We start from the raw sequence: 26,913 nt of genomic DNA, 5'->3' as shown, positions 1-26,913 counted from the left end.
ACTTCAATTTTACTTACTTCTGTTTGATTACTTCTGTTTGCTCATTCTTGTTTGCTCATTCTTGTTTGCTCATTCTTGTTTGCTTACTCTTTACTTCCTACTCCTGTTTACTTAATTTCTGTTACTTACTACTTCAACTTTGTATTCTTCAGTTCTTTCACGCAGCTCCGCTTTCTTCAATCTGCTTTCTTCAATCTGCTTTCTTCAGTCTGTTTTTTCTTCGGTCTTACTCTCTTCAGACCGTTTTCTTCAGCCTGTTTCCAGTCTGTTTTCTTCAGATTGCTTTCTTCGGTCTTACTCTCTTCAGTCCGTTTTCTTTAGGCTTGCTTACTTTAGTTGCGCGGTTGAATTGAATAAGGCTTCTTCAATTTTCCTGAGACAACGGGATAACATTCAAAAGGGTCGCTGAGTTATGACCCTGACCCTGACCCTGACCCTGACTCTGGCTCTGGCTCTGGCTCTGGCTCTGACTTTGGCCCTGAACCCAACTCCATATTGGCGGCTCAATCCAGTTCTCCATGCCCCCTTCCCATCCCAATATATGGAAATAAAAAACAAAAAAACCGTTCCCTTCATCTTACAGGAACGGTATATTGGTTTTAAATAACGAAGTCAAGAGCGTCCTCGTAAGCATAGTACGTGTGAGTGCCGGCGAGAGCCGGGGCATAGACGTGGAGGGAAACGGTTCTAAGGGGACCGTTATTTTTCATTTGATGAATTTGCCCTCGTGGTGCATGAAAATATTCATCAGCCGTAAGAGCCGTCTGCTTCTTAAGCTGCGGGAAGCCGTAAGCATCAAGCCCGTAAATACAATTGGACAGGGTCCCCTCCAGGACAAGCGCACAGCCGATCGACCTGCCGTGGTCGTGTATCCAAGTTTGCGCGCCCGGCGGCAGATGGACTAGTACAATTTCCGCGGCATTGCTGCGGAAGAGACAAGTTCGGCCGTAAGGAAGTCCTTTCGGCTCCGTCACATCATCTTTGAACACTTCGGCTGTCAGTCCCTGCTCTGCGATCCATTGCTGCAAAATGCGCGGGGACGGTTTCCTTATGGAATCGAGCGTTTGCTCGAGTGTTTCGATCCCTTTCATGCTCATTTCTCCTCCGTGATTCAATTTTATTTATGAATTTGATCAATTTTCCTTATACTTATGTATGCTGTCGCGCCCATTGGGGTGATGACTTATTAAGAATGTTTTAAGAATTCAGCTCTGCCTTTGTTAAGATTTTGCAGCTATACTGTATTCAGCAACAAGACGCCTACAAGATATGTCATCATGTGAAGGAGGTCGGCCGGTTATGACGCAGCCCACGATTCTATTGGTGGATGACGAAAAAGAAATCATCGACCTGCTCGAAATATATTTAAAGAACGAAGGTTTCCATCTGCTTCGCGCAGGCAGCGGGACTGAGGCTCTCCAATTGCTCGAAAAAGAAGATGTCGATCTGATCGTGCTCGACATCATGATGCCGAAGATGGACGGAATCCAAACGTGCATGAAAATCCGCGAGCAAAGAAACATGCCGATCATCATGCTTTCCGCCAAAAGCCAGGACATGGACAAAATTTTGGGACTCAGCACAGGAGCCGATGATTATGTCACGAAACCGTTCAACCCGCTGGAGCTAATCGCCCGCATCAAGTCGCAGCTTCGCCGTTATACGCGGCTGAATGTCTCGCTTCCGAATAAGGAGTTTGAACTGGAAATCGACGATCTCACGATTAATACATCGACGCACGAGGTCAGGCTGGACGGTCGGGAAATTAAATTGACCCCTCGGGAGTTTGCGATTTTGGAGCTGCTTGCCCGTCATCGCGGAAAAGTGTGGAGCATCGAAAAAATTTACGAGGCTGTTTGGAGAGAAGCGTATTTGAATTCGGATAACACGGTAATGGTCCATATCCGCAAAATACGAGAGAAAATCGAGGATAATCCTCGGAAACCAAGGTTCATCAAAACGGTTTGGGGAGTTGGATATAAAGTTGAGTAAGTCATTGAAAGTTAAAAAACCTCGGAAGCCTATGCTTGAGCGCTTTCCCTTCACATGGTTTCCGTTTACGCTGCTGCGGGCATTTATCTACTTCATTATCGATATGTACCATCTGGCTCGCAATCATGTGGAACGAAGCGTTCGTCTTCAACTGGTCTTGACATTTTCCGCTTGCTTTGGGGCCGCTCTTCTGTTCTACGGAATAAGCTCGGCCTTATTCGGACAGATCAATAAAGGAACGGTCATCGATTATACGATGGGCATCGAACGCATTGATAACGAAGCCCGGAACCTGGTTCGAATTCTGGAACCGCCTTCTTATGAAGACGAAATAGAAGCTGAAGAACCGGTTGCTCCCTCGGAAGTGGCCGTTGAAAGGATACCGGAGCCGGGAATCGTTCAACACCATGCGACCGAACCGGGCAGCCCCGGTCATCCGCCCGATACGCAAATGGAAGACGATCCGAACAAGCGGCGGCAGGACGATTACGAAAACCGGCTGCGCTCGTTCACTTCCACCGTCAAACGACTGGCAGCTAATGAGAAGTTTAAAATTGTAGTTACCGATCTTTACGGGAAAGTCGTTTTCCGCAGTGAAAACGCCCCTGAGATGTATGTGGACGTACACAGCGTCATTCGCAATGCGATGGATACCCGAAACGATTTCCGGGATTCGCGTACGGAATTTTCCAGCTTCTATCCGGTTACGTATAACAATCAAAAATCTTACTTGGTCGTGACAGGCATCCCGCAGCCGCATATTAGCTATGTGAAAGGTCAAAGTCCGATTTCGATGCTTAGCGCGTTGGGCGTCTTTATCTTCCTGTTCTACTTTATGACGCAGCGCAAAATGCGTTATTTGGAAGAACTTGCCGGAGGCTTGCGGATCATCTCTACCGGAAATTTAGACCACAGGGTGGTCGAGCGTTCACGCGACGAGCTCGGCTCCTTAGCCCGGGATATGAATCAAATGGTCAGCGAGCTGCAGCTCAAGATGGAGGAAGAGCGCCGGGCCGAACGATTGAAGAACGAGCTTGTCACGAATGTATCCCACGACCTTCGTACGCCTTTAACGCTCATTATGGGGTATTTGCGGCTGCTGCATGACAAGAACTATGAATCGCCGGAGCAAGCGGCAGGTTACGTCTCGATCGCCTACAGCAAAGCGGAAAAGCTGAAGGGGCTGATCGACGATCTGTTCGAGTACACGAAGCTCTCGAATCAAGACGTGCCTCTCCATAAGCGCGGAGTCGTGCTTAATGAAGTGCTGGAACAACTGCTGGAAGAGTATGTGACGCTTAGCGAAGAAGAAAAGTTGACGCTAATCCGAAGCATCCCGCAAGACAAGCTCATCGTTCAAGTCGATGTGGATAAAATCATCCGTGTCTTCGATAATTTATTGAGCAACGCGATCAAATACAGCCCGAAACCGGGCGTCATTTCGGTGGGGCTCGCCCAAGACAAACAACATGCCGTCGTTCGCATCAGCAATAAGGCGGATGCTTTGACACGGGAGGAGCTGGAGCTGTTGTTCGACCGGTTCTATCGCATCGATCCCGCCCGCGGCTCAACCACAGGCGGCTCCGGACTCGGCCTTGCGATCGCCAAAAGCATCGTCGAATCGCATAACGGCCAAATTTGGGCCGAGTCGGACGACGGAGACATACATTTTTATGTTAAACTGAAGCTGGTATCCTAAGGATACCGGCTTTTTACATCATGGAGAGGATGATCGCCATCATGCCCGGGTTTTTACTCGATTTGGACGGAACGTTATATCACGGCAACCGGCCGATTCCTTACGCCGCCGAATTTGTAAATTATTTGAGGGAGCGACGCTATCCGTTTTTATTTCTAACGAATAATTCTTCACGTACGCCGGATGAGGTGGCGGCGCATTTGGAGAAGACCGGAATCTCGGCGAATCCCTCGGAGGTGCTGACCTCTTCGCAGGCGGCGGCTTTATATCTGCGCAGATTGCCGCTGGCTAACAACCGGGTGCTGTGCATCGGGGAGCAGGGCTTGAGACTTGCGCTGACAGATGCCGGTTACGAGCTGGCCGAGCCCCACGATGAGGCGGGCACCGTATCGGCTGTCGTCCAAGGCATTGACCGTGCCTTCGATTACAACAAATTAAGGGCGGCGACCTCTCAGCTGCGCCGCGGCGCCATTTCGGTGTTGACCAATCCCGACCATCTGCTGCCCTGGAACGGCGAGCTAACACCGGGCGCAGGCTCCATTGCCGCATCGATCGAGCGGGCTTCCGGCATCGCCCCCGTCGTGATCGGCAAGCCGTCAAGCATCGTCATGCAAATTGCGGTGGACAAGCTGCGGCTTCCCGCTTCGGATATTTGGACAGTCGGCGATAACTTGGCGACGGACATCAGCGGCGGCGCAGCCATCGGCAGCCGGACGGCGCTCGTTCTGACCGGGCTTGTGACGGCGGTAACGGCCGCGGATGATATGAGCCGCAGCGGTGTAACGCCGGACGTCATATGCAATCATTTAATGGAACTGGCCGAGGCGATCGGGTAAACGATCGCCTCTTTTTTTGGTTTGACTTTTAGAAAAGTCGCTGTTATTATTTAAACTACTTAATTATTTTGTACTCAACTATTAAGTAATAAAAAATTAAATCAATGAATTAAAAGTGTCCATTTGAAGGAGGTGACATTGCGATGGAAACATCCCGCGAGGCTCAAATCGAACGGTTCCAGCGAGCGTTCTTTACCTTGTTCAAAAAGCTTGGTCCTGAACTTGGTTTACCTGACCATATTACGCTAACCGGACCGCAGACCATGATGCTTTACACGATCAGCCAAATGGGCCCCTGTCCCGCCGGCAAGCTCGCCGGCAAGATGGAGGTTACCCCCAGCGCGATTACTGTCATGATCGACCGGCTCGTCCAGAACGGATTCGTGGAACGGAAGCATGACGAACTGGACCGAAGAATTGTGCTGCTTCAAGCCACGGATAAAGGCAAGGAAGTACTGAAAGAGCTGAACAAGCTGCGAACCGCGGCTATCCACACCTACTTGTCTCATGTAGAGGCGGATGAATTGGAATTATTTTTGACCACATTCGAAAAAATTGTTAAAAAAATCGAAGAATAACGGGCGTTTTCATAATGAAATACTACCTAGAGGAGGAGCCAACTATGGAGGTAAAACTAAATGCGGAGGATACAACGACAAAACACCGCGGCCTGCTGATCTCAGGGCTTATTATCGCGATGCTGTTCGGCGCCTTGGAAGGGACGATCGTCGGCACAGCCATGCCGCGTATCGTCGGGGAGCTCGGCGGACTTAGCCTGATGACTTGGCTGACGACCGCTTATATGCTGACTTCTACGACGATCGTTCCGATCGCAGGGAAGCTCGCCGACTTGTTAGGACGGAAATCGGTGTACGTATCTGGCCTCATCATTTTTATGGTCGGTTCCGCGCTTTGCGGAATGTCGCAGACGATCGAGCAGCTGATCTTCTTCCGTGCGCTGCAAGGGCTGGGCGGCGGGATTATGATGCCGATGGCAATGATTATTATCGGGGACATTTTTACAGGTGAGCAACGGGCCAAATGGCAAGGGGTATTCGGCGCCATCTTCGGTCTTGCTTCCGTTATCGGGCCGCAGGTCGGCGGCTGGATCGTGGACTCGCTGAACTGGCATTGGGTGTTCTACATTAACTTGCCGGTCGGGATTATCGCGACGATTCTGATTTCACTAGGGTTAAAAGGTGTCAAAGCGGAAGGTCCTGTTCGGTTCGACGTTGCGGGTATGGCTACGATGATCATCGGGGTTGTTTCGCTGCTGCTTGCTTTGACGTTCGGAGGAACGGAGTTCGCATGGACATCCTGGCCTATTATCGGCATGTTCGTGCTATCGGCTATCTCTTTAACGGCCTTTGTATGGATTGAATCGAAAACAAGCGAGCCGATCCTGCCTGTACGTTTATTCAAAAATAGGACGTTCACGGTCGTCAACGGCATCGGTTTCTTTATGAGCATCGGGATGTTCGGCGCGATTATGTTCGTTCCGCTGTTCATGCAGGGCATCGTCGGCATTAGCGCTTCCGCTTCGGGAACCGTCATGACGCCTTTGATGGTTACGATGATCATCGCCAGCGTGATCGGCGGTCAAATCGTGTACAAAATCGGTCCGAAGCTGCAAATGAGCATCGGGATGATCATTATGGCCATCGGCTTTCTGCTGTTGACCACCATGAGCATCGATACGAGCAAGCTTGCCGCCAGCGGCATCATGATGGTGATCGGGCTCGGCATGGGACTGGTGATGCCGCTCTTGACGTTAATATTGCAAGAAAGCTTTCCGAAATCCGAGCTGGGCGTCGTGACGAGTTCCAGCCAGTTTTTCCGCCAGATCGGCGGTACGTTCGGGATGACCATTCTGGGCGTAGTAATGAACAATCGTTCGGATACGCTGCTGTCCGAAAACCTGGTGCCCGTGCTGAAACAGCTTCCTCAGCAGGGCGGCGCGATGGTCGAGAAAATTACGGCCTCCATTCATACGAATCCGCAGGCGTTGTACTCGGCGCTGTTAAGTCCGGAGACGCTGAGCCAATTTCCGCAAGAGCTTATTCATACGATTGTTCCGATCGTGAAATCAGCGCTTGTCGATTCGCTGCACGCCGTGTTTTGGTTCGGGCTGATGTTCGTGCTGCTGGGCGCTCTGCTGACGCCGATGCTCGGCAAAATCAAGCTGGTCAAACAGCCGCGCAAAAAACGCGGCAAGGCGGTTTCAAGCGATGTTGCAACCGAGTAACTGACAAAGGATATGAAAAACTCCCGCAATCACTGAATAAACAGTGCTTGCGGGAGTTTTATTTATGCGCGGGCGGCGGCTTTACCTGTTAATCCTCGATCGGCTTGCCGTATTCCTTGAGACGGTCGTTCAACGCGTCTTCGGCCAGACGCTCCAGCCAACGCAGCTCAATCTCCGCATGCTCCAAGCGCCCCTTCATCATATGCAGCACGGCGCGCGGCACTTGATCGATATGACTGTCGTACAGCTCTCGCAAGGAAGCGGCGAGCTTCCGCTGTTCCTCGAGCTTACCCTGCAGCAAGTCGTGGATCCGCTTCGGGTCGCCGTGCTTGGCAAAGGCCAACGCCGCATACATCGGATGATACACAGCTTTGTTCTCGGCGAACTGCTTGTCGAGCAGCTCTTGGAATAGCCGTCTCCCCGATTCCGTAATGCGGTACACGGTGCGGTCCGGCCGGCCCGCGCTATGCTTGATCGTCTCGATGGCCATCACATAGTCCGCCTTAGCCAGCGTGTCAATCGCGTAATACAGCGAGCCTTCCTGCATTTTGATATAATGCAGCATTCCGCGCTCTTTCATCTTTTGTCGCATTTGATAGGGATGGCTGTCGTTTTCCATCAGCAGCCCCAAGATGACGAGCTTCATGGACATCGATGGTCCACCCGCCTTACAGATGACCGTGCTGTACGGTCGATTCTTCGCCTTCGCCCGCTCCGCCCGGCTTCTGCTGGCCGCGCTGCCCAAGCTCCATCTTGGCTTTGCCCATCAATAAGACGAACATCAGTCCTAACGCTGCGACCAAGATCGAGACCTGGAACACGAACGCAATCGAATCGGCAAGCCCGATAATCAATTTGTCCATGATTTCCTTCGGCACCGCTTGCCGGAACTGTTCACTGAGCAGCACTTGCGGATCGACAGGCGTCTGTGCGGAAGCGTTGTCCGGCATGAGCTCGACGATCCGGTTCTTCAGCGCATACGACTGGATCGTACCAAGTACGGTCACGCCGACGGCCGAGCCGATCGAACGGAAGAACGACACCAGCGACGTAACGACGCCGCGGTATTGGAAGCTGACGCTTTGCACGGACGAAATCGAAATCACCGGGAACTGTGTTCCGATTCCGAGTCCGAGAACGATCATGTACATCGTCACCAGCCATCTCGGCGTATCGACCGCCACCGTGCCGAGCAGTACGGTGGCGACGAGCAGCAAACCGGCGGAGAACAGCATGATGCTGCGAAACGACGCGTTACCGAGAAAACGTCCGCTGAATGCGCTGCTGGCAACCACACCGAGCATCATCGGGGTTAACACGAGTCCTGCGCTTGTCGCCGAGCCTTGAAACACCCCTTGAACGAACAAAGGAATATACGTTGCAGCCGATATCATCAGCGCCCCGTAGAAAAAGCTAATCCCCATGCTCGCCGTAAACAATCGGGACCGGAACAGCGGAAACGGAATGATCGGCGCGGAAGCGGCACGTTCGATAAAATAGAATCCCACGAATAAAACCGCCGCCGCCACGAACAGGCCGATAATGACCGGCGAATTCCACGCGTAATCCTTGCCCCCGAGCTCGAGGCCGAGCATGAGAGCGATGATCGAAGCTGCGAAGACGAGCGTGCCGAGCCAGTCGACCTTGAGGTTCTTGTTTTTCGGCAATACCGGGTGATAGAACAGGGATATGAGGATCAATGAGACAACTCCGAGCGGCAGATTGATATAGAAGATCCACTGCCAATTGACATAATCGGTGAAATAGGCGCCCGCAAGCGGTCCCAGCACGCTGGAAATACCGAAGACAGCGCCGAACAGCCCCTGCGCCTTCCCGCGCTTCTCCGGAGGGAAAATATCGAAGACGATTGTGAACGTAAGCGGCATCAACGCACCGCCTCCGATCCCTTGAATCGCGCGGTAAATAATGAGCTGCAGCATCGATTCGGACGTGCCGCACAGCGCGGAACCGATCATAAAGACGATCAGCCCGAGCAGGAAAAACAGCTTGCGTCCGTACATATCGCCGAGCTTGCCGAATATCGGCATCGATACGACGTTGGCGATCAAGTACGCCGAGAATACCCAAACGAACTGATCCAATCCCCCAAGCTCGCCCAGGATGGTCGGCATGGCCGTAGATATGATTGTTTGGTCAAGCGCAGCCAGCAGCAGTGCCAGCATCAGGCCTGTCACTGTCCACGGAATGTTCGATTTTTTAGTTGCTTCCATCTCAACAGGTCACCTACTTCTTAAATATTTAACTCTAAAGCAATTATACTCAAATTTGAATATATGGCAACTTTCTTCATCGTTTGCCCTTCCCTCTCAAGTAGCATATAATGAAGTGTGACTCACACGTTCACACCTTGGAGAGGGGGTACAACGTGAACCTCAACCAATTGGAAACGTTAATTACGATTTCGAAAACGATGAGTTTCCGCAAGGCCGGTGAAATCTTAAACTTGACGCAGCCGGCCGTGTCCGCCCAAATCAAGAGTTTGGAGGACGAATTCAAAACGGTACTGATTGACCGGAACCAACCGGTCACGCTAACCGATAGCGGTCGCGTGTTTCTCGAGCATGCCATAATGATCCTGCAGACGGTTGAGGATCTGAAGCAGCGGCTCGAAGATTTGAACCAAACGCCGCAGGGCCATATTCATCTGGGCACGACAACTTCAATCGCGATGCAAATTTTGCCGCGGGTTCTCTCTTATTTTCAAGACCAATTTCCGCTGATCAAAACGACGATCCATTCCATGTCAACTTCGCAAATTATGCAAAGCGTCGAGAACGGAACGATCGATATCGGCATCACGTATTTGTTCGACAAGCATCCGTCCCTTGAAAGCTCGGTGCTTTATTATGACACCTTCGAGCTGACGGTAGCCCCGGATCACCCACTGGCCCGGTACGCCCATGTGCCGATCGAACGCATTCACGATTTGTCGCTCATCATGCTGTCCCCCGAAACGGCCGGCCGCCGATTCGTCGATCAAGTGTTCAAGGAACTGAACATCACGCCTCAGATCGTGATGGAGCTGTCCAGCAGCGAAGAAGTGAAACGGATGGTCGAGCTGAATCTCGGCGCGGCGATTATCTCGAAGCTATCGATTCAAAACGAGCTGCGGCTCGGTACGCTTAAAATGGTGAAAGTGAACGAACTGGAAATCAGTCATCCCGTCGGCGTCGTCTACAAGTCCGGGCGTTATTTAAGCTCGGCATTACATCAGTTTTTGCAGGACTTGAAAGGTATGCAGGAAACTCAATTCATCGGTTCGGAGTGAGACAAAAGATGAAATTCGATTTACATACCCACCACGAGCGCTGCGGCCATGCGACGGGCACGATACGCGATTACATCGAAGCGGGTATCGCCCACGGACTTCAGGTAATCGGCATCAGCGATCACTCTCCTTATTTCGCCAGCGACGAAGATCGGGCGCAGCCCGGCATTGCGATGGCCAAAAGCGAGTTCAAGCGTTACGTTGACGAAGTGTTGAAGCTGAAAGCGGAATATGCCGGGCGCATCGATGTGCTGCTCGGCGTGGAGTCGGACTTCTTCCCGGAGCACGCTGATGTGTACCGCGACGTTTATAAGCTGTACCCGTTCGATTACATCATTGGATCCGTCCATTTGTCGGGCGGGGTGAGCATCTTTAACAAGAAGCGCTGGAACGGCTTGTCCGATCGGCAAAAAGTCGAGCAAAAAGAGCTGTACTATGATCTGATCGAGCAATCGGCCCGCAGCGGGATGTTCCATATTCTCGGGCATATCGACGCGATGCGCGGGTTTTATCCGGCGTTCTCGGACATCAAGACGGAAGCGGTGGACCGGACGCTCAAGACGATCGGCGAATGCGGCATTGCGATCGAAATCAACACATCGGGCAAAACGAAGGCGTGCGGAGGCTGGTACCCGATCGACGCCATTCTCGAGCGGGCCCTGCACTATGGCGTGCAAGTCACCTTCGGCTCGGACGCGCACGTTCCGAGTCGCGTCGGGGACGACTGGAACGAAGTCGCCGCGCGGCTGAAGGAGATCGGCTACCGCGAATGGGTGTACTACAAGGAGCAGCGGCCGCAAGTCGTGCCCTTGTAAGAGAAGCTCCTGATCGGAGCCCTTCCGTGGAAGATACTTTCTGATATCTTAAGCAAACCTGCGCACAACTCAAATAGCGGGACTGTGACGAGCACAGTCCCGCTATTTTTCATGATGCCGCAATGCATACGCGAAATACCGCCCTCTGCTTCCCGCAAGGCGGCACGGCCGGCTTGAGCCGGGCTACCGGCGAGCCGAACCGCCGGGCCGGCGGCCAGGCGGCGCAGACGACCGCTTCACGGAGGGCTTGCTTGCCTGAGGGCGGCGAAGCGACGCCGTTTTCACCGATCCCCCGCCCAGCCCGCCGAAGCCGCCAAAGCCGCCGATCAGCTTGAACACCGGGCCGATTTGCTTCATGATGGTGATCACCTTCTGCACCTTGCCCATCGTGGAAATGATGCCGTCCAGCCCGCCTACGCGGTTAAAGAGCGACATGAAGCCGAAACCCGACTCGCCGCCCGCAGCGGCACCCAGACCGCCTGTCGCCGCTCCGCCGGCAAACGGATTAAACAACCCTTGAACTTCCGCCGTGTTAAGCTGCGGCTGCGGATTCGCGATCCGCGGCTTACGCACATTCCCTGGACGACCGCCCTTTCCCGTCGCTGCCGATGCGCTTGCCGCCTGCTTCCGGCGGCCTGAACCGGGGGCGGCCTTTGGCTTTTGGCTCCCTGAGCGGGGGGCAGCCTTTGGCTTCTGGCTCATACGATGTTCACCCTTCCTTCTCCTGATTTCTCGGACACTCCGATTCATCTATATACCCTAGCTTATGACCATTCCGTCGCACAGGTTTGTACCTTCACCCAATCCTATAAAATGGGTTATGATTAGATGAAGCCGTTGGATTAGATGGACTCATTCTGCGAGCGGGAGGCCTGACCGATGAGGTTGACGTTGGAAACGAAAATGATGGCGATCCTCTTCCTGGTGACAACCCTGACACTAGGCATTGTCGGATTCACCCATTACCAACTCTCCAAAAATAAGCTGTACCAGCAATTGGAGGAGCAAACGCTCGACACGCTGAGCAATGCCGCCGACAACTTGGACGCCTACCTGAAAGTGCGCACGGCCGAGGCCGAAATCATCAGCCGGACGACGGTGATCCGAAGCGGCACCCTGCCGGAGAAGCTCGCTTATTTGGCTAAAGAGCTGGAGCAAGGGCTGGAGCGCCATTACTTGTCCATCGGCATTGCCGATCTGCAGGGCAACCTGACGCTGTCGGACGGCGAACAGGGCAGCCTTGCCCACACAGCCGCTTTCGCAACCGCGCTGCAAGGAAAATCCGCTGTCTCCGACCCGTATATCGGGCAAATGACGAATACTTCCGTCATCTCTATTCTCGTTCCCGTCTTTAACGAGGAACGGCATGTGACCGGTGTGCTCAGCGTCGCGCTGGACGCCCGGAGCGTGTTCTCGTCGCAGCTGAATTTGGACGATCCGGCCAAACAGCGGCGCATCATCGTCGTCAACATGGAGTCGACCGTGCTCTACAATACGGACTCTTCCAAAAATTTCGTCTTGAATTACCGGCGCGATTTTCCCGCATTTACGGATCAGTACGATATCGTCTCGGAGCAAGACCGGGGCTCGATCCAGACGGTAATCAGCTTCGGCCCGTCCAAGTCTTTCTTTGTGAGAATGCCGCTGACGAACTGGATCGTCCTGCTCTCGGTCGGCTTATCCAACTTCGAAGCACCGCTTCGCTCGCTCTTGTATACAACGCTCCTGATTATCGCGGCGGCCGAGCTGTGTCTTTTCCTCATCATCCGTCTCACCGTCAACCGTTTCATTATCAGGCGGCTGAAGCCGATCCTGAAAGCGACCGAATCGGTAGCGGACGGCAACTTTTACACGAGCCCTCTGGATCATTCATCCAGCGACGAGCTCGGGCAATTGTCGCAGTCGGTCAACGGCATGATTCAAAATTTGCGCAGCTTGTTCGAGCCGTTCGAAGCGTTTATTCGTGAGAACAAATACGCCATGATCGTGACGGACGCCGCATATAAGATCACGTACTTTAACCGGCAAGCCGAACAATTGCTCGGGTACTCGGCCATCGACGTCATTCATAAGAAAACGCCGCACATTTGGCTGGACCCTCAACAGCTGGCAGAGCGGGCGGCCTTGTATGCGCAGGAGCTCCAGGAGCCTATTCCGGCGGACTGTACCGCCTTTTTCATAAAAGCAGCGCGCAAAATGACGATGGATACCGAGTGGTTATGGCTGCATCGGGTTGGAGCGCGCATTCCCGTTAACGTCAACGTCAGCACGATGATCGGTGCGAAAGGCAAGGTGAAAGGCTTCGTCCTCATTGCCCAAGATATTCGAGGATATAAGGAAACGCTCGAGTCGAGAAATCGGCTGCTTAACATTATGGAGAACGCCCACGATTTTATCGCTTCGTTCGATAAGCGCGGGGACATGTTCTACATCAATCAGGCGGGACTGCAATTACTCGGTATTGAGAAGCTGGATGAGGATACGTGCAATATCGGCAACTACTTGGTCGGCGAGATGGCGTTCCGCTTATCGAAAGGCGTGAGGAACGCCGAGGAACGCGGGTTCTGGGAGGAGGAGATCGAATTCCGGACCGCCCGCGGGGAGCGAATCGTGACCTCGCAAACGCTGGTCGCCCACACCTCGACCGACGGTCGGGAAACGTACTATTCGACGATCGTCCGCGACATCCGCGAGCAGAAGCGCATTCAGCGGGCCATACTCGAAGCCAAGGAAGAAGCGGACGAAGCGAACCGCTCCAAGAGCTTGTTCCTCGCGCGCATGAGCCATGAAATCCGCACCCCGCTGAACGGGATCATGGGGCTGTCGCATCTGATGCAGCGCTCGGAATTGTCGGACATTCAAGCCGATTACATGCACAAAATCGTCGCCTCCTCCCAGTCGCTGCTCGGCATCATCAACGACATTCTTGATTTTTCCAAAATCGAAGCGGACAAGCTCGACATCGAGCGCATCTCCTTCTCCCTGGGCGGCATCGTCAAGCGGTTAAACGGCACGCTTAGCGTGCTCATCGGCCATAAGCCGGTAGAGCTCGTAGCCGATATCGGGCACGAGGTGCCTGACGAGCTGGCAGGTGATCCGCTCCGGCTCGAGCAAGTGTTATTGAACCTGCTCAGCAATGCGGTGAAATTTACCTCGCAAGGCCAGATCGAATTCGGCATTAGCCTCCATCGCGCCAACGCCGCGTCCATCTGGCTCGACTTTAGCGTCAAGGATACGGGTGTCGGCATGAACGCAGCGCAGCTGGAGCACCTGTTCGAGCCGTTCGTCCAAGCGGACGGCTCGACGAGCCGCAAGTACGGCGGCACCGGTCTGGGCCTCGTCATCGCCAAAAGCCTGATCGAGCGCATGGGCGGCGAGCTTCGGGTCCGCAGCCTCGAAGGCCAGGGCAGCGAGTTCGGCTTCAGGCTGCCTTTCCCGGTCATCCCCGGGCAAGGGGCGGAAGCCGGGAAGTTCCCGTATCAGGCGCTGGTTGCGAAGGATCATCCGGCGACGTGCCGCTTATGGCAGGGGGCGCTCGCTTCAATCACCGGCGAAGCTTACGGCGTGCTTACATGGAAAGATGCGCTGCGCCGGATCGTCGAAGCCCCGCCGGATATCGCCTTTCTCGACATGGAATCGGCGGATATGTACGGGGAGGAAACGTGGTTCGAGCTGAAACGGGAGGCAGATCGCCAAGGTGTCCTGACGGTGGCGTGTACGACCCTGGCCGGTCGAGACGCCCTGCTTCTTGTCCCCGAACAACTGCGGCCCGATTGGATCATGGTCAAGCCGTTCAGTCGGTACGAGCTCGCCGACGTCCTGTCCGTCGTACGGGACAAGCGGCGGCAGACGGCACCCGAGGCCGCACAGCTCGAGCAAGTGTACGGCGAGACTCAAGCGGGGCACATTCTGCTGGTGGAGGACAACCGTATCAACCAGACGGTCGCCCGGGAAATTCTGGTCTCGCACGGGCTGCAGGTTACGGTAGCGGGCGACGGCTTTGAAGCGCTGCAGCGGTTGGAAGAGGCCCGCTTCGATCTCGTGCTGATGGATCTGCATATGCCAGGGCTCGACGGCATCGAAACGACGAAGCGCATTCGTACAGATGCCGCCTTCGTCCGCCTGCCGATCATCGCCTTGACGGCCGACGCTACGAAGGAACAGCGGGAAGCGTGCTTGAAGGCTGAGATGAATGAGGTGCTGACGAAGCCGGTTCAGCCCGAGAAGCTGATCCGCACCGTGGCGCAATGGCTGCCTTCGGCCCAACCGCTGACGGCGGCGTCCAAGGAAATCACGGACGCAGACTTATCCGATGCCGGCACGGGAGGATGGTCCTTCGAAGGGCCGCTCGACACGAAACGCGCACTCGCCTTTTTGGGAGGACGTGAACAGATGTATATCCAATTATTGGACGCTTTTTTGCTGGAATATGGCAGGATCGGGGACAAGCTATCGCTGACGGACCCTGCGGACCGCCACGATGCGCATCGGATCGTTCACTCGCTGCGCGGAGCCGCGGGCAATTTGGGGGCAAAGGACGTGTTCCTCACTGCGGGAGCACTTGAAGAAGCGCTACAAACAGGGATCGGCGCGCTGCCGGAATTGACCGTTCGTTTAAAAGATCAGCTCGAACAACTGACACAAGCAATTCGAGAGCTGCCTTTTCGACAAAAGGATACATAGACTAACGGCCTTCACCCCTATATAATTTATACGAATATGCCAAAAGTGTTTGGTAAGTGTTAGCGTCTCTAACATTTGATCGTTTAAAGGCGGGTGGCCGATAGCGTGTACAAGGTACTTATCATAGAAGATGATAATATTATTGGAGAAATGCTCAGACTGTATTTGACCGAGGAGCGCTTCATCGTATTTCGCGCAGAAACCGGCAAGGACGGCATGATGGCGCTCGGCACCTTTAAACCGGATATCCTTCTTCTGGATTTAATGCTGCCGGACGCGGAAGGAGTCGGCCTATGCGCCACGTTCCGGGATTTGACGACGGCGCCGATTATCGTCGTCTCCATGAAGACGAACGTGACCGACCGCATACAGGCCCTTACGGCCGGCGCCGACGATTATCTCTGCAAGCCCTTCAGCATGCAGGAGCTGAAAGCCCGTATCGATGCGGTTTTGCGCCGCTCCCTGGTCGCGCCGGCATTGCCTGAAGCCGTCGAAACGGATCGCGATCCGGGCGACGAGATTCAACTGGATGCCGACCGGCGAATGCTCATCGTGCGCGGGAACTACGTAGAGATTACCTACTCCGAATACGAAATTATGAAGCTGTTCTGCCACAATCCCGGCAAAGTATTTTCCCGGGAAGAATTAATCAACGCCGCCCGCGGCTACGATTCGTTCGTGAACGACCGGGCGATCGACGTGCATGTGACCAATTTGCGCAGAAAAATCGAGTACCGTCCGAAGGAGCCCGTTCATATTAAAACTGTCTGGGGCGTCGGATATAAGTTTATTCCATAGCCATAGCCCGCTCCCCCGCGGTAACAAGCCGACTTCCGTTTAAGCGGAATGTCGGCTTATTGTCGATAAATTAACAGGCGCTTAACGATTATTCCCAAACTTTCCAAATACATTCACCTTATACTGGAAAAAGTTAAGGTTTACTGGGAGGATAGGATCACCGTGATCGGAGATATCGCTAGGCATGTATGGCACAGTGTGCTTGATGTAGGGTTATTTCTTGTTTGGACAAACCGGTGGAATCAGGCTGCGGCGCGAAGCGCGGCCATACGCCGCTTGATGGCCGCAGGCTTGCTCTGGGGACTTGCCGACCTCTTGTCCTTCGTTATTGCTTTCCCCGGGCAGCAAGCCGGTATCCGGGAATGGAGTCTTTACCTGCTGCTCTCCTTGTCGCTTCATGCCGCCGCCTTATTAGTTGGCGCTTATGCACTCGACTTTCCGTTAACGCGCAGCCGACGGCCCTACTGGAGGCCCTGCCTGACCAAGCACCGCTGTATGATGGAGCAGTTGAACCGGCTCGTGAATAAAGAAATTCCTTTTACCGTCGTTCTTTTCCAGATTCACAACCTGCAGGATATGAAGAAACGGTATGGTCCTGACGTTTGCCAAAGCTTACTCGATACGATGTCGGCCCGTATTCAGGGAAGGCTTCAGGCCGATTGGCGCATGAGCTTATCCGAAGACAATCTGTTTTGGATTTGCGTGGAGGGCGGAACGCGTGAGGAGCTTATCGAATGGAAATTTATAACCAAGTGCGAGCTGGTCAAGCCTTGGATGGTCCGATCCAAACACTTCTACGCCGAGGTTGCGTCCTCTCTCGTCACCTATCGGGGCGACGAGGAAGGGTTGGCAGCGCTGGTGGAACGTGCGCTAGGCTCGTTACGCCTTCCCCACCCGGAGCATTTGGGCGTGACTGTTCAGCCTGACCCGGAAGCGGCTCGGCGCGCCGAATTGACCGAGCACCTGCGCGACGCCTTGAAGCTGGGACAATTCAGCGTACATTACCAGCCGCAATTCGATATTCGCAGCGGCCGGGTGCGCGGCTTCGAAGCGCTGCTGCGCTGGCGCCATCCGGAGCACGGCTTCATCTCGCCCGCCGAATTTATTCCGCTGACCGAGGCGTCCGGCCTGATCGTACCGCTCGGCATGTGGGTGCTGCGCCAAGCGTGTGAGACGGGCACTTCCTTGCTCGGCGTGTTCCCGGATGCCGTCATGTCCGTGAACGTGTCCGCCGTCCAGATTAACGACCCGGACTTTCCCGAATGCGTGAAGGAGATCGCCCGTTCCGCCGGGCTGCCGCCCCACCGTCTCGAGCTGGAAGTGACCGAAACGGCGCTGATAGCTTCGCTTGAATATGCGCAGCGGCAGCTAATGCGATTAAGCCAGGCCGGCATTATACTCGCGCTTGATGATTTCGGGGTCGGTTACTCCTCGTTGAACTACTTGAAAAAGCTGCCCTTCCATGTGGTGAAAATCGACAAGAGCTTCACGAACGATCTCACCACCCCGAAGGAAGCGAAAGTGACCGAAGCGATCATTCAGCTTGTCAAACATCTCGACTACCGTGTCGTGGCCGAAGGAGTGGAAACCTTCGATCAGTTGAACCGGCTGAAAGAGATGGACTGCGACGTCGCTCAAGGCTTCCTGCTGAGCAGGCCGCTTGCGCCGGAGCAGCTGCCGGCATTTATCGCTAAACACCTCGTCCACCCGTAACCGGCCTCCGGGGTTGTGTTCCCCTTTCCAGCCTAAGAGGTCCGGGCCTTCATGTCAGCGGCTTTTCGCCTTCGTGAGACTTGCTTCAGCGCCTCGCTTCCCAAAAACAAAAAGACCCTTACGACGCGCGTAAGGGTCTACAAGTATGAGCTGCGCTTAATGCGCCACCGCGTTATACGTCATGATCCAGATCGAGCCCGCCACGATGGTCAGCAGGATGATCAAACCGAGAATGAGCGCCATGATGTTCCAACGGGCATTCTCTCCTTCCTTCAGATGCATAAAGAACAGCAGCTGAACGGCGAATTGCAGCACCGCCATGACGAGAATCAATAAGATCGTGCCGGTCTGGCTCATCATTTTGTTCATCACGACCACGAGCGGGATGACCGTCAGCACAATCGAAAGCAGAAATCCAATGACGTAGGACTTCAGGGAACCGTGCGAGCCGTTGTGTGAGCCGTGTTGCTCGTGTCCGTGTCCGTGCGAAGAAGCCGCGTTTATACGCTCCATCCTACATCACCCCCATCAAATAAACGACCGTGAACACGAAAATCCAGACGACGTCGAGAAAATGCCAGTACAGGCTGATTACTTCGACCTTGCGTTTGGTGACCGGCGTAATGCCTCTGCGGCGAAGCTGAAGCATGAGGCCGACCATCCAGACGAGCCCGAGCGAGACGTGCATACCGTGCGTCCCGACCAGGGCGTAGAAGCTCGACAGGAACGCGCTGGTGCTGATTGTCGCTCCTTCGTGCACCATATGCACGAATTCCGACACCTCCAGCGTAATGAAGGCAGCGCCCAGCAGCGCGGTTACCCCCAGCCAGCCGATCAGCTGGTTTTTCTTGCCTTGATGCATCGCGAGCACGGCGAGACCGCTCGTGAAGCTGCTCGTAAGCAGGATGAACGTCTCGGCGATGATACCGGGCATGAGGAACAGTTCTTCCGGCGTCGGTCCGCCGTTCGTATTGGCACGAAGAACGACATACGTAGCAAACAAGGTGCCGAATAAGATACAGTCGGTAATGAGGAAAAGCCAAAACCCAAACGTTTTGAGCGACTCTTGGTCGTGATGGCCGTCGTCGTGCGCATGATCGTGCGAGTCATGCCCATGTCCGTTGTGAACTGCCGTGTGCGCCATTAGACTTTCGCCTCCCTTAACGTTCTTTCAGTCCGTTCGATTTCGTCGACCGGGATATAATAATCAGTATCGTAGGTGAACGAGCGTACCAGCATGCAAATGGCGACGCCGACCAGCGCTGGAATCGTCAGCCACATCCAATCCCAGACGAAGCCGAATCCGGCAAAAAACCAGAACGCCGACATGATGAACGGAATGCCGGAGTTTTTCGGCATGTGGATCGGTTCGTACTTCGGCTTAACCGTATCCGAAGGGTTGTTTCCGTTCGCACGCTGCTGCTTCGTTTCCCACCAATCGTCAAGCTTGCCCGCCTGAGGCACGACTGCGAAGTTATACACCGGCGCCGGAGAAGGAATCGACCATTCGAGCGTCCGGCCGTCCCACGGGTCTCCAGTCGTATCGCGTCTGTTCTGCTTGATGCTGTAGGCGATCTGCCATACTTGGAAGATGAAGCCGATCCCCATCAGGAACCCGCCGATCGTCGACACCATATTGAGCGGGCCCCAGCCCATGTCGAAGTCGTACGTGTACATCCGACGCGTCATGCCCATCAGACCGAGAATGTACTGCGGCATGAAGCAGACGTAGAAGCCGATGTTCCACAGCCAGAACGCCCATTTGCCGAGATGCTCGTTCAGCTGGAAGCCGAACATCTTCGGCCACCAGTAGTACAGGCCGGCAAAGTAACCGAACGCCACGCCCCCGATCAGCACTTGATGGAAGTGAGCGATCAGGAAATAGCTGTTGTGGAACTGGAAGTCGGCCGGTGCGACCGACAGCAGCACCCCGGTCATCCCCCCGACTACGAAGCATGGGATAAAGGCGATCGTCCATAGCATCGGCGTCGGGAAGGAGAGCCTTCCCCTATACATCGTAAACAGCCAGTTGAATATTTTGACACCGGTCGGTATCGCGATCGCCATCGTCGTTAAGGCGAAGAATGCATTAACGTCAGCGCCCGAACCCATCGTGAAGAAGTGATGCGCCCAGGTAAAGAACGACATCACGCTAATGCTGAACATGGCAAAAACCATGGATTTGTAGCCGAACAGCTTCTTCTTGGAGAACGTCGCCACAATCTCGGAGAAAATCCCGAATGCGGGCAAAACGACGATGTACACTTCCGGGTGACCCCACATCCAAATGAGGTTGATATACATCATCGGGTTACCGCCGCCGTCAAGCGTGAAGAAATGCGCTCCGACGAAACGGTCCAGGAATAACAACGCGAGCGTAACCGTCAAAATCGGGAAGGCGAAAATGATGATGACGCAGCTGGAAAAAACAGACCAGGTGAACATCGGCATTTTCATCAATTTCATGCCTGGCGCGCGCATCTTCAGGATCGTTACGATAAAGTTGATCCCCGTCGCCAAGCTACCGATACCGGAAATTTGAATGCCCCAAATATAAAAGTTTTGCCCGACGCCCGGACTAAACTGCAGACCGGACAGCGGCGGATACGCGAGCCAGCCCGCATCCGGCGAGCCGCCGATAATGAAGGAGACGTTGAACAGCATCGCGCCCCAGAAAAACATCCAGAAGCTCAGCGAGTTCAAGAACGGATAGGCGACATCGCGCGCCCCGATTTGCAGCGGAACGACGATGTTGAACAGCCCGAACATGAGCGGCATGGCCATGAACAAAATCATAATAACGCCGTGCGTCGTGAAAATTTGGTTATAGTGCTCCGCATGCAGAAACTCGGCGTTCGGCACCGCGAGCTGCAGCCGCATCAACAGGGCGTCCACTCCGCCGCGGAACAGCATAAGAATGGCACAAATAATATACATGATGCCGATCCGTTTATGATCGACGCTCGTCAGCCATTCGCGCCACAGCCAGCCCCACTTTTTGAAGTACGTGAGCACGAACACGATAGCGACCATCGTAAGTCCGATACTGACCTGAGCGCCGAGGATGAGCGGATCGCCGGTTACGAAAAACTCGGAAGCAAATTGCTTGATCTTATCCAGCATGAGCGAACCTTCCTCTCGTCTAAATTAATGCCCCGCATGTTCGTGTGTCGTAGACGACTGCGGATTCGGCTTTGTTTCTATGACCGGCTGCGCCTTGGGAGCCTCGTTCTGTGCCGGTGCCCCGTGACCTCCGTGCGCTCCATGACCTTGGCCGTTAACCGCGTATTTCGTTACGATTTGCCCGAATAAGCCTTCCGGGAACGAAGCATAATATTGCGGGTTGGATTTGCCTGGCTTGGCCAGCTCTTCATAGCCTTCCATCGATAACACCGGAGACGTGCGTTTCACGCTGCCGACCCACATCTTGAATTCTTCTTCCGACGTCGCTTTCACATCAAAGGTCATATCGGCAAAATGCTCGCCGCTGAAATTAGCGCCCGATCCGTAGTAAGTTCCCGGATGGTCCGCTTGCAGAAACAACGTCATCGCCATGCCTGACATCGTATACATCTGCCCCCCCAGCTGAGGAATCCAGAACGAGTTCATTGGCGCATCCGAGGTTAGCTCGAATTTAATCGGCACATCCTCGGGAATTTGCAAATAGTTCACCGTTGCAATGCCTTGCTCCGGATACATGAACAACCATTTCCAGTCCAGCGATGTCGCTTGGATCGTAATCGGCTTCTTCTCCGATGCGATCGGCTTCGAAGGTTCGAGCTCATACGTATACCGAACCGTTACGACGCCGAGCACGATGATAACCAGAATGGGAATGCCCCACCATACCGCCTCCATAACCGTACTATGCGCCCAGTCTGGCCGATAGGTCGCTTTCGTCCCCGGCTTATCGCGGTACCTCCATACGATATAAGCGGTCAGAGCCAGCACCGGCACCAGAATGATCGCGCACAATATCGTTGAAAACCAAATCAAATCTTTCTGACTTTCACCAATCGGCCCTTTTGGGTCCATCACGATGATTTGTTCCGCGCACCCCGACAATAGCAGGACCATGCCTACGATTAAGAACGGGAATGCGAGCCGAACAGCCCTTTTCGGTTTTGCCATGACGATCCTCCTATCCTCGTTCAACCCACGATGAAAACTTTGTGATTTACTTCACTTATCTATAACTATAACTTAACAGATTTCCGCAGTTATTGAATCAGGGTTAACAAATACGTCAAGCAATCGCCTTGATCCTGTAAAATAAATGTCACCGGTTCGACATTGACGGTAACCTGTCTTTATGAGAATGGATACACGCAAAAAGGCCAATCCAGTCTGCTCGACAAGATTGGCCTTGCTTCTGTTTTAGCAAAATATCGTTGGTTTTATTCCGTTCTTGAGGCTGCGCGCGAATGCACCAAGTGGATCGCTGTGCGGATGACGTAAATATGAACGCTGCCGACCATAAAGCCGATGCCGACCATCAGGGAAGGATTCCGATCGCTGAAATGATGCAAGTTAAGCAAACTGAGTACAAAGCCGATACCGAGTAGGACCCAAGCCGCCACCGTCATCATCGTGACTAGACGACCCACATCCCGCCCACTGTGATTTACCTCGTTAGCCGATGCCGTTCTCGTCGTCATGCTAATCACTCCAATCTGAGATGAAAGTGTTTTCTTTTCCTTAGTATACCACATTTTTCGCAATTTGTTCAAAATTTTTTCACGCTTTGGACAAAGAAAGGACAAGGAAAGGACAAATTTGCAGACGCATCCGTATAATTCATTTGCATTTTTGGAAAAATAGTTGGGGTAAAAAGAGAAGCAAGGTTCAGTTTACACCTATGCTTGGAAAAGGGAGCAAAAATCATGACAGACAGCATGTTGTATCACGCCAGAAATCACCGCAGCTTCATGGAGACCTCCAAACTGTTATTTATGCAGCTTCGTCCGAAGCAATGGACGAAGAACATGCTCGTCTTTGCAGCTTTTACTTTTTCCATCGACAAAATGCATCCCGGCGCTGTTATCCATAGTCTTACCGCGTTTATCTTGTTTTCATTCGTATCCGGCTGCGTTTACATTTTGAACGATTATATGGATCGGGAAGCCGATCGCCAGCATCCTGACAAACGCCATCGTCCCATGGCCTCCGGCCGATTGAATCCGCAGCTCGCCGTTGCCTTCGGCTTCGTGCTGTTCGTCTGCTCCATGGCCGCGGCTGTACGGGAACATCCGCTGTTCGCCCTGCTGCTCTTCATTTATTTTGCTCTCAACGTTGCCTACTCGCTTGCCTTGAAACAAGTCGTGATCATCGACATTATGATTATTGCAGCAGGGTTCGTACTGCGCGCACTGGGCGGGGGTATCGTGATTCAGGTTCATTTTACGCCGTGGTTTTTGCTATGCGTATTTCTGCTCTCGCTTCTGCTTGCGATCGGGAAGCGCCGGCACGAGTTCATGCTGCTGCAAAATGACAAAGGAACTCACCGCAAGGTGCTTGATAAATATTCCGAAACGCTTCTGGATCAGATGACGGGGATCGTAACGACAGCGACCATCATCTCTTACAGCATGTTTACGTTTTTATCGGGACGTACCATTCATTTAATGTGGACGATTCCTTTTGTTATTTACGGTGTGTTCCGGTACCTTTATCTCATCCATGTCCTCGGCAAGGGCGGCAAGCCTGAAGAATTGCTGCTTCAGGACACAGGAATTGTGGCGACGGTCATGACTTACGGTATTTCAGTTGTGTTTATTCTCAAGGCATTCGGTTGATTAATGAAAAGGAGCTCCGTATGCAAGCGTACATGTACTTGCTCTTATCCGTTCCGCTTGGAGCTGTAGGACAGGTTTTAATGAAATGGGGCGCTATGCTGACGCCCGCAGAAGTAACCGGATCGGTATGGCACCGGAACATTCAGATGTTTACCAATGCCCCCATCCTGTCCGGGCTTGGATTGTATGCTGTATCGGTGGCGTTCTGGATTTGCGGTTTGCGGAGCATCCCCCTATCCAAGGCGTACCCTATGGTGGCTGGCGGCTATATCATCGTGTTTGTGCTGGCGGCCGTTATTTTTCATGAACCGGTCACGCTGCCCAAAATGGGCGGTCTAGCCTTGATCGTGCTGGGGGTGCTTGTGCTTGCGATATCATAGACGGGAGCCCTCCATGCACCGGGGGGAATGGAGCCTTGATACAGCTCTGCTGCTCATCTCCGTTCTAGGCATCGGTTACACGGCCATCCTGACGGCCCTTCTGTGTAATTTGCCTCCGCATGCAGCGGTATTGACGCCGATTGCGCTAGTTCTCTGGGTCATATTCGGAATAGCCATGCATAGATGGGGGATTTCATTCGCCCGGACTTCGTATGCGCTGGCCATTCTTGGGGTGATTCTATCTCTATTCATGAGCACTTCGATTCTCGATACGTCATATGACGGCCAAGTGTATCATATTCTTGCAATCAGTTCCATCAAGGAAGGCTGGAATCCACTGTACCATTCTGCGTTTCCGCTTTCGATCTGGATTGAGCATTATGCCAAGGCGCCGTGGCTGCTTGCGGCGTTTTTCTATGCTTATTGGCCATCGATTGAAGTCGGTAAGGCAACGAACGTGATTTGCTGGCTGGCCTCTTTTTTTGCAGCTTTTGGCGCATTGGCCCGCATTTTCAGGAACCGCTCTCTCTTCGTCTTAGGTTTATCGGGCGCCGTTATGGCGGCGAATCCTGTCGTTGTGGCGGAATTGTTTACGTATTATAACGATGGTCTGCTGGGCAGCCTGATGTTGGTTTACATCGCGGCTCTTGCCCATTATGCCAAGACATTCGAGCGAAAATCGCTGATCCTGGCGTCGGTAACGCTGCTGCTTCTGCTGAACATTAAATTTACGGCCATCGTTTATGCGGGATTGATCACTTTTATTTTTGTGGTCTACCTAACGTTTGCGAACAGGTTCAAATCGGTTATCGTCACCTTAACTTTAGGTCTTACCTTCATGGCCGGTGTCATCGGATTCGGCTATAACCCCTATGTCACCAACACGGTTCATAAGGGGCATCCGTTTTATCCGCTGGCCGGGTCCGGCAAAATCGATATTATATCAGCCAACCAGCCCGCCGATTTTGCAGGCAAAGGGACGCTTGAGAAAATGGTGCTTTCCTTAACCCGGAAAACCGGCAATCCGATTCAACCCTTGCAATCGGAACCCCGCGACTTGTTTGCGCTGGATCTGGATGAAATCAAAACCGAATTCCGGCACATGGATCAAGATACAAGAATCGGCGGTTTCGGCCCGTTCATGTTTTGGATCGCGCTGGGCTCCATTGCGCTCGGGTTCCTGCTTCTCGCGTATGATTGTCGTCTGGCGCTTGGGGCGGCTTTAGCGGTCGCCGCTCTGTCAGCGACTGTATTCATCAATCCGGAGAGCTGGTGGGCCCGCTATGTGCCGCAATTTTGGCTGATACCGGTCGTTATCGCTCTATGCGGATATGTTGCCCGGCATAAGGTGCCTAAATGGGCCGCCCTTTTACTGCTAACGTTGATCGGATGTAATGCGCTCGGTTCGAACTACCGGCTGGTGCACGTGCAAGTCAAGAACAGTCAGCAGTTGAAAGCCCAGCTGGATGCGCTGCCGGTCCGTCTCCAGATTCATCGCGAAGGCGAGGGCTTTGCTTCTGTTCCCCTTCGTTTGCGGGAACAAGGGATTGCGTTCACTTACGCGCAAAACGAACTTTCCTGCAAACATCCGGACCAAATAAAGTTCTCTATCGTCCGTTATTGCGACTAAAATTCCCATTCAGGCGGCTCGGTACCCCGACTGTACGGAGCGACACACCCTGATATAAGAAAAAAACATGCCTTTGATCATAACGATCAAAGGCATGTTATCTTAAAGGAAAGCGGAAGACGGGATTCGAACCCGCGACCCTCGCCTTGGCAAGGCGATGCTCTACCCCTGAGCCACTTCCGCATGAGATTGGAGGAGTAAAAAGTGAGCCATGTAGGACTCGAACCTACGACACCCTGATTAAAAGTCAGGTGCTCTACCAACTGAGCTAATGGCTCGTACTGCACTTTATCAAAAATGGCGGAGCCGACGGGATTCGAACCCGCGGTCTCCTGCGTGACAGGCAGGCATGTTAGGCCTCTACACCACGGCTCCACACGAAGTTATTCGCTCTCGAAGTTCATACCTCGAAAGAAAATTGGTTGCGGGGGCAGGATTTGAACCTGCGGCCTTCGGGTTATGAGCCCGACGAGCTACCGGGCTGCTCCACCCCGCGATAGCAAATGGTGAACGCTGACGGGATCGAACCGCCGACCCTTACCCTGTCAAGGTAATGCTCTCCCAGCTGAGCTAAGCGTTCATAGACTGACCCGTAGGGGATTCGAACCCCTGTTACCTCCGTGAAAGGGAGGTGTCTTAACCCCTTGACCAACGGGCCATAATTATGTATAGATTGTGGAAAGAATGGCTCCCCGAACAGGACTCGAACCTGTGACAACTCGATTAACAGTCGAGTGCTCTACCAACTGAGCTATCGGGGAATGTTATCGAATGGAGTCATGCATCCGCTTGGCGACGTTCTACTCTCCCAGGACCCTGCGGTCCAAGTACCATCGACGCTGGAAGGCTTAACGTTCGTGTTCGGGATGGGTACGCGTGGTTCCCTTCCGCCATCATCACCAAACGGATGTTGATGCTTCTGCCGCGAAACATCAGATCTTGCCATTCAAGGCGGCTTGCACCTTGAAAACTGGATACGAAACTCAGCATGCTGAATGCTTTGACTTCACTAAAGTGAAAGTCTTTTTGGATAAGTCC

At 53.4% G+C, this 26,913-nt stretch carries 23 protein-coding genes, 7 tRNA genes and 1 rRNA gene; 14 read left to right on the top strand and 17 right to left on the bottom strand.

Going from position 1 to position 26,913, the window contains the following annotated elements:
• Positions 1-412: 412 nt before the first annotated feature.
• The gene (locus tag JMF85_RS10365; RefSeq protein ID WP_201318153.1) at positions 413-607 is read left to right on the top strand and encodes a hypothetical protein; all 195 of its coding nucleotides are present in this window, start codon (positions 413-415) and stop codon (positions 605-607) included.
• Here the strand turns inward: JMF85_RS10365 and JMF85_RS10360 are convergent.
• A complete protein-coding gene (locus tag JMF85_RS10360) occupies positions 600-1,091 on the bottom strand; it encodes a cysteine dioxygenase (protein ID WP_054798465.1) in 492 nt (163 codons plus the stop codon). The two genes, JMF85_RS10365 and JMF85_RS10360, sit on opposite strands and share 8 nt — an antisense overlap.
• 208 nt (positions 1,092-1,299) lie before the next feature.
• Between JMF85_RS10360 and JMF85_RS10355 the strand changes: the two genes are divergently transcribed.
• The 5 genes from JMF85_RS10355 (at position 1,300) to JMF85_RS10335 (ending at position 6,772) form a co-directional block, all read left to right on the top strand.
• Positions 1,300-1,992 carry a response regulator transcription factor gene (locus JMF85_RS10355; protein ID WP_127608857.1) on the top strand — a complete coding sequence of 231 codons (693 nt, stop codon included), beginning with the start codon at positions 1,300-1,302 and terminating at the stop codon, positions 1,990-1,992.
• Positions 1,993-2,023: 31 nt separating this feature from the next.
• Positions 2,024-3,691, top strand: a complete 1,668-nt coding sequence (locus tag JMF85_RS10350) for a sensor histidine kinase (protein WP_412760969.1) — start codon at positions 2,024-2,026, stop codon at positions 3,689-3,691.
• A 41-nt stretch (positions 3,692-3,732) separates the two neighbouring features.
• On the top strand, positions 3,733-4,527 hold the full coding sequence (locus JMF85_RS10345; RefSeq protein ID WP_127608859.1) for an HAD-IIA family hydrolase: 795 nt from the start codon (positions 3,733-3,735) through the stop codon (positions 4,525-4,527).
• 143 nt (positions 4,528-4,670) lie between these two features.
• The gene (locus tag JMF85_RS10340; RefSeq protein ID WP_127608860.1) at positions 4,671-5,105 is read left to right on the top strand and encodes a MarR family winged helix-turn-helix transcriptional regulator; all 435 of its coding nucleotides are present in this window, start codon (positions 4,671-4,673) and stop codon (positions 5,103-5,105) included.
• A 44-nt stretch (positions 5,106-5,149) separates the two neighbouring features.
• Complete coding sequence (locus JMF85_RS10335; protein ID WP_174817599.1) at positions 5,150-6,772, top strand: MDR family MFS transporter; 1,623 nt, start codon at positions 5,150-5,152, stop codon at positions 6,770-6,772.
• A gap of 88 nt (positions 6,773-6,860) precedes the next feature.
• Here JMF85_RS10335 and JMF85_RS10330 read toward each other — a convergent pair whose 3' ends face one another.
• Positions 6,861-7,424 carry a PadR family transcriptional regulator gene (locus JMF85_RS10330; RefSeq protein ID WP_127608862.1) on the bottom strand — a complete coding sequence of 188 codons (564 nt, stop codon included), beginning with the start codon at positions 7,422-7,424 and terminating at the stop codon, positions 6,861-6,863.
• 16 nt (positions 7,425-7,440) lie between these two features.
• Complete coding sequence (locus JMF85_RS10325) at positions 7,441-9,003, bottom strand: MDR family MFS transporter (protein ID WP_201318152.1); 1,563 nt, start codon at positions 9,001-9,003, stop codon at positions 7,441-7,443.
• A gap of 155 nt (positions 9,004-9,158) precedes the next feature.
• Here JMF85_RS10325 and JMF85_RS10320 point away from each other — a divergent pair, with 155 nt between their 5' ends.
• Positions 9,159-10,061 (top strand): LysR family transcriptional regulator, encoded by a 903-nt coding sequence (locus JMF85_RS10320; protein ID WP_141335120.1) that lies wholly within the window; start codon positions 9,159-9,161, stop codon positions 10,059-10,061.
• An 8-nt stretch (positions 10,062-10,069) separates the two neighbouring features.
• The gene (locus JMF85_RS10315; protein WP_127608864.1) at positions 10,070-10,876 is read left to right on the top strand and encodes a histidinol-phosphatase; all 807 of its coding nucleotides are present in this window, start codon (positions 10,070-10,072) and stop codon (positions 10,874-10,876) included.
• Positions 10,877-11,059: 183 nt separating this feature from the next.
• Here JMF85_RS10315 and JMF85_RS10310 read toward each other — a convergent pair whose 3' ends face one another.
• Positions 11,060-11,578: a hypothetical protein gene (locus tag JMF85_RS10310; RefSeq protein ID WP_127608865.1), complete on the bottom strand. Its 519-nt coding sequence runs from the start codon at positions 11,576-11,578 to the stop codon at positions 11,060-11,062.
• 177 nt (positions 11,579-11,755) lie between these two features.
• Between JMF85_RS10310 and JMF85_RS10305 the strand changes: the two genes are divergently transcribed.
• The 3 genes from JMF85_RS10305 to JMF85_RS10295 all read left to right on the top strand — a co-directional run bounded on the left by JMF85_RS10305 (position 11,756) and on the right by JMF85_RS10295 (position 18,070).
• Positions 11,756-15,559 (top strand): response regulator, encoded by a 3,804-nt coding sequence (locus tag JMF85_RS10305; protein ID WP_155615586.1) that lies wholly within the window; start codon positions 11,756-11,758, stop codon positions 15,557-15,559.
• Positions 15,560-15,664: 105 nt separating this feature from the next.
• Positions 15,665-16,357, top strand: coding sequence for a response regulator transcription factor (locus JMF85_RS10300; RefSeq protein ID WP_127608867.1), 693 nt, complete (start codon positions 15,665-15,667; stop codon positions 16,355-16,357).
• Between the two features lie 162 nt (positions 16,358-16,519).
• The gene (locus JMF85_RS10295; protein WP_127608868.1) at positions 16,520-18,070 is read left to right on the top strand and encodes a putative bifunctional diguanylate cyclase/phosphodiesterase; all 1,551 of its coding nucleotides are present in this window, start codon (positions 16,520-16,522) and stop codon (positions 18,068-18,070) included.
• Positions 18,071-18,226: 156 nt separating this feature from the next.
• Here the strand turns inward: JMF85_RS10295 and cyoD are convergent, their stop codons facing one another.
• The 5 genes from cyoD to JMF85_RS10270 all read right to left on the bottom strand — a co-directional run bounded on the left by cyoD (position 18,227) and on the right by JMF85_RS10270 (position 22,728).
• Complete coding sequence (cyoD, locus tag JMF85_RS10290; RefSeq protein WP_054798395.1) at positions 18,227-18,583, bottom strand: cytochrome o ubiquinol oxidase subunit IV; 357 nt, start codon at positions 18,581-18,583, stop codon at positions 18,227-18,229.
• Position 18,584: 1 nt separating this feature from the next.
• Positions 18,585-19,214: a cytochrome o ubiquinol oxidase subunit III gene (cyoC, locus tag JMF85_RS10285; protein WP_054798396.1), complete on the bottom strand. Its 630-nt coding sequence runs from the start codon at positions 19,212-19,214 to the stop codon at positions 18,585-18,587.
• Complete coding sequence (locus tag JMF85_RS10280; protein WP_155615585.1) at positions 19,214-21,193, bottom strand: cbb3-type cytochrome c oxidase subunit I; 1,980 nt, start codon at positions 21,191-21,193, stop codon at positions 19,214-19,216. Before JMF85_RS10280 ends, cyoC begins: the two co-directional genes overlap by 1 nt.
• A 24-nt stretch (positions 21,194-21,217) precedes the next feature.
• Positions 21,218-22,201, bottom strand: coding sequence for a ubiquinol oxidase subunit II (gene cyoA / locus JMF85_RS10275; protein WP_054800382.1), 984 nt, complete (start codon positions 22,199-22,201; stop codon positions 21,218-21,220).
• Positions 22,202-22,467: 266 nt separating this feature from the next.
• Positions 22,468-22,728 carry a hypothetical protein gene (locus tag JMF85_RS10270; RefSeq protein WP_054798397.1) on the bottom strand — a complete coding sequence of 87 codons (261 nt, stop codon included), beginning with the start codon at positions 22,726-22,728 and terminating at the stop codon, positions 22,468-22,470.
• Positions 22,729-22,953: 225 nt separating this feature from the next.
• Here JMF85_RS10270 and JMF85_RS10265 point away from each other — a divergent pair, with 225 nt between their 5' ends.
• Genes JMF85_RS10265 through JMF85_RS10255 form a run of 3 tightly spaced genes read left to right on the top strand, consistent with a single transcriptional unit; the run spans position 22,954 to position 25,875 of the window.
• Complete coding sequence (locus JMF85_RS10265) at positions 22,954-23,865, top strand: decaprenyl-phosphate phosphoribosyltransferase (protein ID WP_230876325.1); 912 nt, start codon at positions 22,954-22,956, stop codon at positions 23,863-23,865.
• A gap of 20 nt (positions 23,866-23,885) precedes the next feature.
• Positions 23,886-24,245 carry an SMR family transporter gene (locus JMF85_RS10260; RefSeq protein ID WP_201318151.1) on the top strand — a complete coding sequence of 120 codons (360 nt, stop codon included), beginning with the start codon at positions 23,886-23,888 and terminating at the stop codon, positions 24,243-24,245.
• Entirely contained in the window at positions 24,232-25,875 is a 1,644-nt protein-coding gene (locus JMF85_RS10255) for a hypothetical protein (protein ID WP_201318150.1), read from the top strand. Before JMF85_RS10260 ends, JMF85_RS10255 begins: the two co-directional genes overlap by 14 nt.
• A gap of 111 nt (positions 25,876-25,986) precedes the next feature.
• Here JMF85_RS10255 and JMF85_RS10250 read toward each other — a convergent pair.
• From JMF85_RS10250 to rrf, 8 genes are all read right to left on the bottom strand, one after another.
• A tRNA-Gly gene (locus tag JMF85_RS10250) sits at positions 25,987-26,058 on the bottom strand.
• Positions 26,059-26,080: 22 nt separating this feature from the next.
• A tRNA-Lys gene (locus tag JMF85_RS10245) sits at positions 26,081-26,153 on the bottom strand.
• A gap of 20 nt (positions 26,154-26,173) precedes the next feature.
• A tRNA-Asp gene (locus JMF85_RS10240) sits at positions 26,174-26,250 on the bottom strand.
• Between the two features lie 44 nt (positions 26,251-26,294).
• A tRNA-Met gene (locus JMF85_RS10235) sits at positions 26,295-26,371 on the bottom strand.
• 8 nt (positions 26,372-26,379) lie between these two features.
• Positions 26,380-26,455 (bottom strand) — tRNA-Val (locus JMF85_RS10230).
• Positions 26,456-26,461: 6 nt separating this feature from the next.
• Positions 26,462-26,533: transfer RNA gene (locus JMF85_RS10225), tRNA-Glu, on the bottom strand.
• A gap of 27 nt (positions 26,534-26,560) precedes the next feature.
• Positions 26,561-26,636: transfer RNA gene (locus JMF85_RS10220), tRNA-Asn, on the bottom strand.
• A gap of 26 nt (positions 26,637-26,662) precedes the next feature.
• A 5S ribosomal RNA gene (gene rrf / locus JMF85_RS10215) occupies positions 26,663-26,779 on the bottom strand.
• Between the last annotated feature and the right edge of the window lie 134 nt (positions 26,780-26,913).

The sequence above is a fragment of the Paenibacillus sp. EPM92 genome, from assembly GCF_016586185.1.
Classification (GTDB): Bacteria; Bacillota; Bacilli; order Paenibacillales; family NBRC-103111; genus Paenibacillus_G; species Paenibacillus_G validus.
Note: the sequence above shows the minus strand (reverse complement) of the source record. Positions and strands in the feature narration are given on the sequence as shown.